The organism is Chryseobacterium sp. T20, from assembly GCF_047345655.1.
Classification (GTDB): Bacteria; Bacteroidota; Bacteroidia; order Flavobacteriales; family Weeksellaceae; genus Chryseobacterium.
Genome location: NZ_JBLFDU010000002.1, coordinates 54239 through 64978, shown reverse-complemented (window position 1 = coordinate 64978; position 10740 = coordinate 54239). Strand labels below are relative to the sequence as shown.

The window sequence follows — 10740 nt, the reverse complement described above, 5'->3', positions numbered from 1 at the left end:
GCTGGAAGAGAGAAGCTGGGAGATGGAGGCTTCTGGAAGCCGGTGAATGAATACAGACCCTTTAATTAACTTTTAAATATTTAGAATGTTCATGAAGGAATGACGATCGGTAGTTTTAAAAACAAATATTACTTCCAGCTTCCAGCCTCGAGCATAAAAAAGCTCCGAAATCAGAAAGATTTCGGAGCTTTTTTTATCTCTTATACTGTGATTCATAAATTTTAATCCAATCGTCTGCAGTCATTTTTTTACTGAGTTCAGCGATCAGCTCAAAAGGAATATCTTCTGCTTTTTTGAAGCGTACACAGGATTTTCCCATATCCAGTTTCTTTTTGGAGTGTTTAGGATATTCTGCCACAAACCAGTCGAGAAGTTCCGGCGTTGAATACAGTCCCATATGATACAATGCTATAAAATTCTTCTGGGAAGCGAGATTGATGAATGGCAGCGGTGTCCCGGGTGCACAGTGATATCCGGCAGGAAATGTTGCCAAAGGAACTACCCAACCAATCATCCCGTAATTGGTGGCTTCTTCAAAACCTTTCGGGAGATTGTCATTCACCGTATCAAAAAGCTTTTTAAAAGCTTCCTGTCTTTCTTCAGGAATTTTTGAGATATAATCTTCTATAGAAACTGATTGAATCTGCATTTTTTATTTTTTTCTAAAATACGATTATTTTAGAAAATTATCACAAAAAAGGCAGCCACACGAATGCAACTGCCTACAGAAATTATTAACTCAAAAAATTTTATTTTTTAATGGCTTTTACTGTTGATTTTGAACCATCTTTAAAGTTCATTCTCACTAAGTATAAACCAGCATTTAATTCACCTAACTGAAGTTCTGTGGTTGGATTGTCTATAGTTTTCACTACTCTTCCTGCTATATCTGTAACTGTTATAATCTTAACACCCTTTATATCGCTAACATGAAAAACATCTTTAAAAGGATTCGGGTAAATATCTCCTTTTTTAAGACCATTGGTTTCAGCAGTACTGAGCTGCGTATTTTTGTTTGCTGAAAAGGCTAATACATTGACAATACCGTCTCCTCCGTTTTTTGTCACGGTAACACTTTTTACAGATTTAGACTGGTTGGCTATATCTATACTCAACTCAAACTGATATATTCTGGGATTAGAACTATCAGCTTCTAAATCATCAGTACCTATCAAAACCCTCCCCAGCCCCATCACTGCATAATTAGATCCATTATACCAATCAGGAATACTTATATTGGAAAATGCCTGAGAAGTATTATCTGTAAATGTTACAGTAGCCGTTGCAGTAGACGCTCCACTTCCGCTTGTTGCAAGCATATATAGCTTTAAAGCTGTTAATTGTGCTGTAAACACCAGCGTTCCATTGTCCCCGATATCATCTAACCTCAGCGAATTATTGGAATTCAGATTCCCGAGCTGATAACTTAATCCAGAAGTTGAGGCTACTACAGAATTAATAATACCATTAGCAGGTATACCAAAACTTAATGGAGGATCAGAACTCACAGCTTTAAAATCTGTTGCAACAAAAGCGTAACCTACCGCATCAATATCATTGGTAATGGAAGTATAAGCAGTCCCTACTCCATTAGCCACTACATCATCTGTATATCCAGAAAGGACAGGCATCGTTTGAAAATTTTGAGCCTGTATTACAACGGTGAAAAATAAAGCAATACAGGAAAGCTTTTCTAAAAATATTTTTTTTTTCATAATTAGGTGTTTTTTATTTTTAATATAATTCAAAAATAAAAAACCAATAATAAAAAAGCTATTTCACAGGACAATAAATAACATATTGATTTAAATAACAAAAAATAGCTACAAAAAAACTAAAATTATTAACACTCAAAAAATATGTAATGAATATTATTTACTTATTTTTCAATAATAAATCTCAAAGGTTGGAAATAATCCACCTCATAAAAATGTAAATATTAAAAATCAGGAAGGTACACCTGATTACAAAAAAGGCAGCCACACGAATGCAACTGCCTACAGAAATTATTAACTCAAAAAATTTTATTTCTTAATGGCTTTTACGGTTGATTTTGAACCATCTTTAAAGTTCATTGTCACTAAGTATAAACCAGCATTTAATTCACCTAACTGAAGTTCTGTGGTTGGATTGTCTATAGTTTTCACTACTCTTCCTGCTACATCAGTAACTGTTACAGATTTAACATCCTTGATATCCGCAACGTGAAGAACATCTTTGAAAGGATTAGGATATACACTCACTTCTTTTTTCTTCAAGTTCGTTTCTGAAGTGGATAAAGAGGTTGCCACTTCAAATGCAAAGTCAATGAACTCTCCTCTTGAAATAGCTGTACAAGGATTGGAAGGTGCTGTACTGTTATAATCCGTTACCACTCTCATTCTATAAGTTCCAAGAGGTGTTCCTGCAGGTACAGTGATAGATCCCGAAGTACTTGTAATGTAAGTGTTAGTAACAAACATTCTTTCAGAAGCTTCAAAAGTTAAATTATTATTCCAGTCTACCCAAACCCCAATTCCACATGTAGGACCACCGGCAGTGAAAGATACTGAGGTACTGGATCCCGGAGCATTGATTATTTTGTTACTGCTTGTTGTTAAGTTTTGATACCCACCTGCAACACTTGAACCGGACGAATACGCCATATCTACAAGTCCTCCTGTAGAACTGAAGTCAGAAAGCCAGGAATTCTGAGAACTGGATGAAGGCAGACAGTACCCTGTTCTGAATGCAGTAGCTTCACTCCAGATACTCTTGTCACTAGCACTACATACAGATCTTACCCATGCATAGTAATTCGTATCCGTAGATAATGAACTTAATGGTGCAGAAATAGTGGTAGAAGTTACAGAGTTGGCAGCATTCAATACCGTTGTAGCATCAGGTGCGGTATTGGTTGTACTGTAATATACTTCGTATCCGTTTGCAGGAACTGAAGCTGGTGCTGTCCAACCAATTGTTGCAGAGTTCATTGTTACGTTTGATGACGTAAGTGCTGTTGGCTCAAGGCAGGAAGGAATGTTCTGAACGGTAATATTATCAATATAAATAGAACGTGAAGAACCTCCTAAACCATGTTTAAATGCTAACTGTAAATCAGTACCCACTGGAATATTAACGGTATATTGAGTGTGGGTAGTTGTTAAAGCAATAGGAGAACCGATTTGTGTGAAAGAAGCAGGATCTGCAGGGTTTGATAATGTTCCCACTAACAGTGTATAATTACTTCCTCCGGCTTTTGCATAAAATCTTACCCTCTTCGTACCATCTGAAAGATTGATAGTAGGAGGTGCAACCAACATTTGGCTACCTGTTGTCCCACTTGAATTATTCATATAATAAGAATTGGGTGCTGAATAACTATTGGATCCATTTACATATCCATATCCCGCAAATGATGCACTTTCCAGATATGTCCAACAGCTTGGAGCATTGGTATTTGAAGTTGAACCTGTACTTGTTGTATCAAAATTCTCTGTATACGGAACTGTGAAAGTAGAACAAGCCGTTTTAAATGTTCCTGCAAAAGACCATACACTTTGGCTCGTTGCAGTATTACAGTTGGATTTTACCCAATAATAATAAGTAGTATTTGAATTAAGACCTCCTATCGTTGTACTTGTTCCTATCACTCCGGGATAAGTAGGAGTTACTGAACTTGCAGGTGTTGTGTTTGAGGTACTGTGGTATACATCATAACTGGCAGCACTACCTGTCCATGAAACTAAAGCAGAATTAGCTGTGATTCCTGAAACTGCTTGTAATACCGGAGGAGCACAGTCTGAATAGACATCTGCCGAAAAAGCAAAGATATTAGGTAAACCTGAACCACTAGCTTTGGTAACCTTTACACTTTGTATTGGTTTTGCCTGGTTGGCAGCATCTATTGCCAGTTCAATCTGATATAACCTTGGGTTCGTTCCACCCTCAGGAGAAGGAACATCATCACCAGCACCTGGAGTCGCACCTGGTTTTTTTATTCTTCCTATTCCCTGAATGGCAAAGTTAGATCCTCCATACCAGTCGGCAAGACTGATACTTGAAAACGTCTGCGAACTACCATCTGTAAAATTTACCACTGCACTTACCGTAGAAGTACCACTTCCACTCACAGCAAGCATATACAGTTTAGTAACGGGTTTAGGTGTTGTAAAAGCCAGAGTTCCGACATCATTTACAGCAGCTAATCTTAAAGAATTATTTGCATTTAAACTTGCCAGCTGAAAGCTTAATCCCGGAGTAGTTCCCACTACAGAATTAATAAGCCCGTCAACAGGGATACCATACGTAATTGCGGCACTTGTAGAGGTTAGCTGGAAATCTTTAGCCACAAAAGCATAAGAAACTCCGTCTACATCATTGTTTGTTGAAACTGTTGAGGAACCTATTCCGTTAGCAATTACGTCTGCCGTATAACCTGAAGAAACCGGCATTGTCTGAAAATTTTGAGCCATCATTACACTGGCCGAGAATAGAGCGACGGCAGGCACCACTCTAGAAAATAAATTTATTACCATTTTAATCACATTTGTGGCGAAATTTAGGAAAAATAATAATACAAAATAATTATTTTTAATAAAAAATCAACATTTATTTAAAATTAATAAAACATCAACATAAAACCACATTAAAATAAACAGAATCTAAAGGGAAAATAAAAACTTAATGGACTCCTTCTTAATTAACTCATAATTTTATTATTGAGAAATTAAATCCTATTTTTGTCATACAAATTTTTTGAACAATGCCGAATATTTCAAACAGAGCACTGCATATGCCGCCATCGCCGGTAAGAAAACTGGTTCCCTTTGCGTTACAAGCAAAACAAAAAGGAATAAAAGTATATCACCTTAATATCGGGCAGCCTGATATTGAAACTCCGGAAACAGCTTTAAATGCTTTAAAAAACATCGATTTAAAAGTATTGGAATATGCACTTTCTGAAGGGAATATTGAATACAGAAAAGCCCTTACAGAATACTATCATTCATTAGGTTTCTCAGATCTTACACCTGATAACTTTATTGTTACCAACGGAGGTTCTGAAGCACTAAACTTTGCCATCTCTACTTTATGTGACGAAGGGGATGAAGTGATTATTCCTGAACCTTATTATGCCAACTACAATGGGTTCACCAGCACATTTGATGTGAATGTAGTAGCAGTTCCTTCTACAATTGACACTGGTTTTGCATTGCCGCCTGTTGAGGAATTCGAGAAAAAAATTACAGAAAAAACAAGAGCAATCATTATCTGTAACCCTGGAAACCCTACCGGATATCTTTATACCCGTGAGGAACTTCAGAAACTGGCAGAAATTGCTTTGAAATATGACATCGTAATCATCTCTGATGAAGTATACAGAGAATACGTTTATGATGGAAAGCAACAGATTTCAATGCTTGATTTCCCTGAATTAGCTGAAAACTGTATCATCATTGACTCAGAATCCAAGCGTTACTCTATGTGTGGCGTAAGAATCGGATGTATGGTTACACGTTCCAACAAGATCCGTAATGCTGCCATGCTTTTTGCACAGGCAAGATTAAGCCCGGTTCTTTTAGGACAGATTGCAGCAACAGCAGCACACCAGAACGACGGTCCTTACATCAGAGCCGTAAGAGAAGAATATACCCACAGAAGAAATGTATTGGTAGATCTTTTAAATGCTATTCCTGGGGTAATATGCCCTAAGCCGAGAGGAGCTTTCTACTGTGTTGCAGAACTTCCGGTAGACGATACTGAAAAATTTGCTCAGTGGTTGCTTGAAAAATATGCTCTGAATAACGAGACCATCATGGTGGCTCCTGCAGGAGGATTCTACAGCAATCCCGAATTAGGTAAAAAGCAGGTAAGAATTGCTTACGTTCTGAAAGAAGAAGATTTAAAAAGAAGTGCTGAAATTCTGAAAGAAGCTTTAAAGAAGTACAGAGAAGAATTCAGCCTGTAAAAAATATATTATGCCGACAACAAAAAAACTCTATCTGAAAATCCTGTTTTCGATTCTTTTGCTGTCGGCATTTTTTTCCTGTGACTCCAAAAAGACAGAACAGCCGGTTTCCCCTAAAAATCCACACGAGATTACCTTCATCAGTGTATCTGATGTTGAAGGAAACCTTGGAAACTACAGGATTATTAAAGCTACAAAAGATTCTGTTTTTGCAGAAAAAGGGATGACTGCCCATAAAACCCATAAAGCATGGGCATCCGCCATCAATCCCGAAACGTGGAAAAAGCTTACATCATCTATTAACATTGTAGATCTTGATCATATCAAAAGCTCTCACAGTAAGCAGTCTGTAGACGGAATAGATGAAACCTTCCAGATCCGGACTCCCAAAAAGTCACATATCTACGTGAATGCTTATGCAGACACTTTACATTACAAGCAGCTACAGCAAGTTAAAGAACAACTAGACAAGATTCTTCCCAAAGAATACCAATAAAACATGCAAGAAAACTTTTCATTAAAACCTTATAACACATTCGGCGTTGAAGCCAAGTCCCGATTTTTTACTGAAGTCAATACCATTGATGAGTTAAAAGAGGCACTTACTTTCGCGGAAACCCAATCTCTTCAGCTTCTTTTTTTAGGAGGTGGAAGTAATATTCTTCTTACCAAAGATTTTGACGGTCTTGCCATTCAACTTAATTTAAGAGGAATTTCTGAAGAGTATATCAATGAAAATGAAGTATGCGTAACCGCAAAAGCAGGGGAAAACTGGCATGAATTTGTGATGTACTGCCTGCAAAAAAATTATGGCGGACTTGAAAATCTCTCCTTAATTCCTGGGAATGTAGGAACCTCTCCCATGCAGAATATCGGAGCTTACGGAACAGAGATCAAAGATATTTTTGTAAGCTGTGAAGTATTGGATTTAGAAAATCTTGAACTGAAAACTTTCAATCTTGAACAATGCAGATTAGGATACAGGGATTCGATTTTCAAACAGGAAGGAAAAGGCAGATATGTTATTCTGGAGGTCACTTTTAAACTGACTCAAAAAAATCATCTTATCAAAACAGAATATGGAGCGATCAAATCTGAACTGGAAAATCTTGGTATTGAAAGTCCAACCATTCAGGATGTTTCCCAAGCTGTAATCAATATAAGACAAAGCAAATTACCAAATCCTAAAGAAATCGGAAATGCCGGAAGTTTTTTCAAGAACCCTACTATTCCTTTGGTTCAGTTTGAAGCATTAAAACAACAGTTTGAAAATATTCAGGGTTATCCCAATGGAGATAAGGTAAAAGTTCCTGCCGGATGGCTGATTGAGCAATGTGGATGGAAAGGAAAACAAATCGGGAATGTGGCTTCACATAAATTGCAATCCCTTGTAATTGTAAATGCTACAGGAAATGCAACCGGAAAAGAAATTTTTGATTTTTCTACAGAGATCATCAATTCCGTGAAAGAAAAGTTCGGAATAGAGCTTGAACGGGAAGTGAATATTATTTAATTTAAAAATATATAAAGGCTGATTCATATGAATTCAGTCTTTTTTATTTCTTATTATCTGTAAGTGTTGGATAAACGTAAAGGCGCAAGGATCCTTTATTTTCTTTGTTATTATTTTAAGTAATTTTATCTTCGATAAAATTGAGCACTATGCATTTTAAGCAGTAGGATCTCTCGCTGATTATGCAGATAACGCAGATTCTCAAGAAAAAATCTGCACAATCTCCTAAATCTGCAAGAACATTTTACTTTATAGAACCTTATACATACCATAGTCAGCAATTTTACACCTCATCACATTTTCTAACAGCATTCAACTTATTCAATTACAATACATCACCAAAAAATCATTATTTTAGCTTAAAAATTACAATTTGTGATGAAAATAGCTATTCTTGGAGCCGGAAATATGGGACTTTCTTTTTCAAAATCATTCCTGAAATACGAACTGATCAAACCTGAACATCTGCATCTTATTATCAGAAGTCAGGAAAAAATCACCAAAATAGCTGAAGAATTTCCCAAATCTAAAATTTCCACTTTTGAAGAAGTAAAAGATATCGATGCTGATCTGATCATTATCGCTGTAAAACCTCAGGATTTTCATGCAGTAGCCCAAAATATTCAATTTACTTTCAAAGAAAACCAGATGATTTTATCCATCATGGCGGGAATCAATATTGAAAAAATCCAGAAATTACTGAATCATCCGCTTGTTGTAAGAGCAATGCCTAACTCTCCTACCCTTCTGGGAATGGGAATCACAGGCTATACTGCAGCCAATGGAATTTCTTTCAGCCAGTTAATCAATATTGAAAGATTATTGAACAGCACAGGAAGATCGGTTTATCTGGAGAACGAAGAACTCCTGGATGGTGTCACCGCCCTTTCAGGAAGTGGTCCGGCTTATTTCTATTATATCATCGATGCTATGATTAAAGCAGGTATTGAAATGGGAATCGAAGAAAATCTTTCCAAACTTTTTGTAAAACAGACCATGCTGGGTGCTTATCATCTGATCAATAATTCAGAAAAGAATCTTGAAGAGCTGATTAAAGATGTTGCATCCAAAGGCGGAACTACTGAAGCTGCTTTAAAAACGTTTGAAGAAAACAGTTTTAAAGAAATTCTGAAGCAGGGAATTCTGAACGCCGAAAAGCGTGCAAAGGAACTTAATAGTTAAATTTTTTTTCAATCAATCCGCAAATCTTCCATCCCAGATACACCCCAAAAGTATTCAGGATGATATCGTCTACCTCAAATATTCCCATCCTGGTAAAATATTGAAGTGCTTCTACAATAACGATGCATGAGATAAAACCAAATAATAACGGTTTGAGTTTTCTCAGTTCGGGAATGATCCAACCCAAAAAACCAAAAGGAATAAACATTATGATATTCCCTAAAACAATCCTCACAATATCTATCGTCTTATTAGGCCCCTGAATAAATTTTATGGTAGCAAAAAAAGGTTCTACCGTAATGAGATTTTCCTCATATTGAAATCTGCCCATTCCTAAAAACATCAGATAGAGCAAAAACAGAGTGTACGGAACAATAATGATTTTATAAATTTTCTTTAACATCGAACTGCTAATATATTCATTTCAAAAACATTAAATTTGTGTATTAAAATAATTTAATGAAATACGTTCTACTTACACTTATTTCAGCAATGCTGCTGTCGGTTTCATGGCCAACTTATGGGGTTCCGTTTTTTATATTTTTTGCTCTTGTTCCTCTTCTGATGATGGAGCATGGAATTTCAAAATTTTCAGATTATAAAAGGAAAAGCTGGATGGTCTTTGGATTATCTTACCTGTGTTTTATCATCTGGAATGTTGTGACTACAGGATGGCTGTATGGCTCAAAAAATCCTGACGGAAGCCACTCTCTGATGGCTGTTTTATTTCCGGTACTGGTCAATTCTCTTTTATATTCTCTGGTATTCCAATGTTATCACTGGTACAAAAATGCTCAGGGAACGTATTGGGGATTAGGATTTTTGATTGCCATCTGGATGAGTTTTGAAAAATTTCATTTGGGATGGGAGCTTACGTGGCCGTGGCTGAACCTTGGGAATGTATTTTCAGATTACCCAAAACTGATTCAGTGGTATGATACTTTAGGAGCAACCGGAGGAAGCTTCTGGATTCTACTGATTAATGTCCTCATTTTTTACACTGTAAGAACATGGGAAGCCGGAAGAAAGAGAAAAGATTTGATCAAAAATTCGGCTATTATTGGGGCTTTGATTGCTTTACCCATGATTATTTCAGTAATCAAATACAATAATTTTGATGAAAAGCCAATCGGACAGGTTAATGTTCTGATGCTGCAACCGGATCTTGATCCTTATGCTGAAAAATATTCAAAAGACAGTCTGACCATAGAACAGGATTTACTGGCTCTTGCTGAAAAAAACTCAACGGGTAAAATTGATTATTATATTGCCCCGGAAACTGCTTTACCGGGAAGAGGATCTATTTCTGAAACAGCTTTTGAAAAAAGTTTACTTCTCAATAATATCAAGGGATTTTTATCCAATCATCCAGGATCCGTTTTTGCAACAGGAATTTCTTCACACCGATTTTTTTATAATCCAGCTGATTTACCTAAAGAAGCTTACCAGATTAACAGTGGTGTTTGGGTGAGCAGTTATAATACAGCCATTCAATTGGTGCCTAATCAAAAAGTACTGGCTTATCACAAAGGAAAATTAGTACCTGGGGTTGAAATATTTCCTTATATGAATGTTTTAAAACCATTGCTTGGAGATGCCATGTTGAATCTGGGAGGAACAGTAGCTTCTTTGGGAACAGATAAAGAAAGAGTTGCCTTTTCAAATCCTTACAACAAAGGAAAAATTGCACCTATCATTTGCTATGAAAGTATTTATGGTGAATTTGTAACAGACTATGTCAAAAAAGGAGCTAACTTCTTGGGTATTATGACCAACGACTCCTGGTGGGGTGTTACAGAAGGACACAAACAACTTTTATCTTATGCCAAACTGAGAGCTATTGAAACCAGAAGAGAAATTGCGCGTGCTGCGAACAGTGGAATTTCTGCACACATCAATGCTAAAGGTGAGATAACTGCTGATACTTTCTATGGTGATCAAACCGCTTTATTTGCCAAAGTAAACCTGTATGATAGCATGACCTTTTATACCAGAGCAGGTGACCTTCTTTCAAGGTTTTCCATATTTGCGTTAGGGTTTTTATTATTTTATTACCTGATTGAATGGTTCAAAAAGAAAACAAAGAAAGCTTAGC

9 protein-coding genes are annotated in these 10740 nt (G+C 36.5%); 5 read left to right on the top strand and 4 right to left on the bottom strand.

Going from position 1 to position 10740, the window contains the following annotated elements:
- Positions 1-193: 193 nt before the first annotated feature.
- The 3 genes from ACMA47_RS05625 to ACMA47_RS05615 all read right to left on the bottom strand — a co-directional run bounded on the left by ACMA47_RS05625 (position 194) and on the right by ACMA47_RS05615 (position 4517).
- Complete coding sequence (locus ACMA47_RS05625) at positions 194-649, bottom strand: DUF1801 domain-containing protein (protein WP_413929019.1); 456 nt, start codon at positions 647-649, stop codon at positions 194-196.
- Positions 650-749: 100 nt separating this feature from the next.
- On the bottom strand, positions 750-1715 hold the full coding sequence (locus ACMA47_RS05620) for a T9SS type A sorting domain-containing protein (protein WP_413929018.1): 966 nt from the start codon (positions 1713-1715) through the stop codon (positions 750-752).
- 309 nt (positions 1716-2024) lie between these two features.
- Positions 2025-4517: a GEVED domain-containing protein gene (locus ACMA47_RS05615; RefSeq protein WP_413929017.1), complete on the bottom strand. Its 2493-nt coding sequence runs from the start codon at positions 4515-4517 to the stop codon at positions 2025-2027.
- A gap of 227 nt (positions 4518-4744) precedes the next feature.
- Between ACMA47_RS05615 and ACMA47_RS05610 the strand changes: the two genes are divergently transcribed.
- The 4 genes from ACMA47_RS05610 to proC all read left to right on the top strand — a co-directional run bounded on the left by ACMA47_RS05610 (position 4745) and on the right by proC (position 8645).
- On the top strand, positions 4745-5950 hold the full coding sequence (locus tag ACMA47_RS05610; protein ID WP_105701883.1) for a pyridoxal phosphate-dependent aminotransferase: 1206 nt from the start codon (positions 4745-4747) through the stop codon (positions 5948-5950).
- 10 nt (positions 5951-5960) lie between these two features.
- Positions 5961-6446, top strand: coding sequence for a hypothetical protein (locus ACMA47_RS05605; RefSeq protein WP_413929016.1), 486 nt, complete (start codon positions 5961-5963; stop codon positions 6444-6446).
- 3 nt (positions 6447-6449) lie between these two features.
- Positions 6450-7463 carry a UDP-N-acetylmuramate dehydrogenase gene (gene murB / locus ACMA47_RS05600; protein ID WP_413929015.1) on the top strand — a complete coding sequence of 338 codons (1014 nt, stop codon included), beginning with the start codon at positions 6450-6452 and terminating at the stop codon, positions 7461-7463.
- Between the two features lie 378 nt (positions 7464-7841).
- Positions 7842-8645 (top strand): pyrroline-5-carboxylate reductase, encoded by an 804-nt coding sequence (gene proC / locus ACMA47_RS05595; protein WP_413929014.1) that lies wholly within the window; start codon positions 7842-7844, stop codon positions 8643-8645.
- Here the strand turns inward: proC and ACMA47_RS05590 are convergent.
- Positions 8635-9048 carry a VanZ family protein gene (locus ACMA47_RS05590; protein ID WP_413929013.1) on the bottom strand — a complete coding sequence of 138 codons (414 nt, stop codon included), beginning with the start codon at positions 9046-9048 and terminating at the stop codon, positions 8635-8637. The genes proC and ACMA47_RS05590 overlap by 11 nt on opposite strands.
- Before the next feature lie 56 nt (positions 9049-9104).
- On the opposite strand from ACMA47_RS05590, the gene lnt reads away from it, so the two are divergent.
- Positions 9105-10739, top strand: a complete 1635-nt coding sequence (lnt, locus tag ACMA47_RS05585) for an apolipoprotein N-acyltransferase (RefSeq protein WP_413929012.1) — start codon at positions 9105-9107, stop codon at positions 10737-10739.
- Position 10740 lies beyond the last annotated feature (1 nt).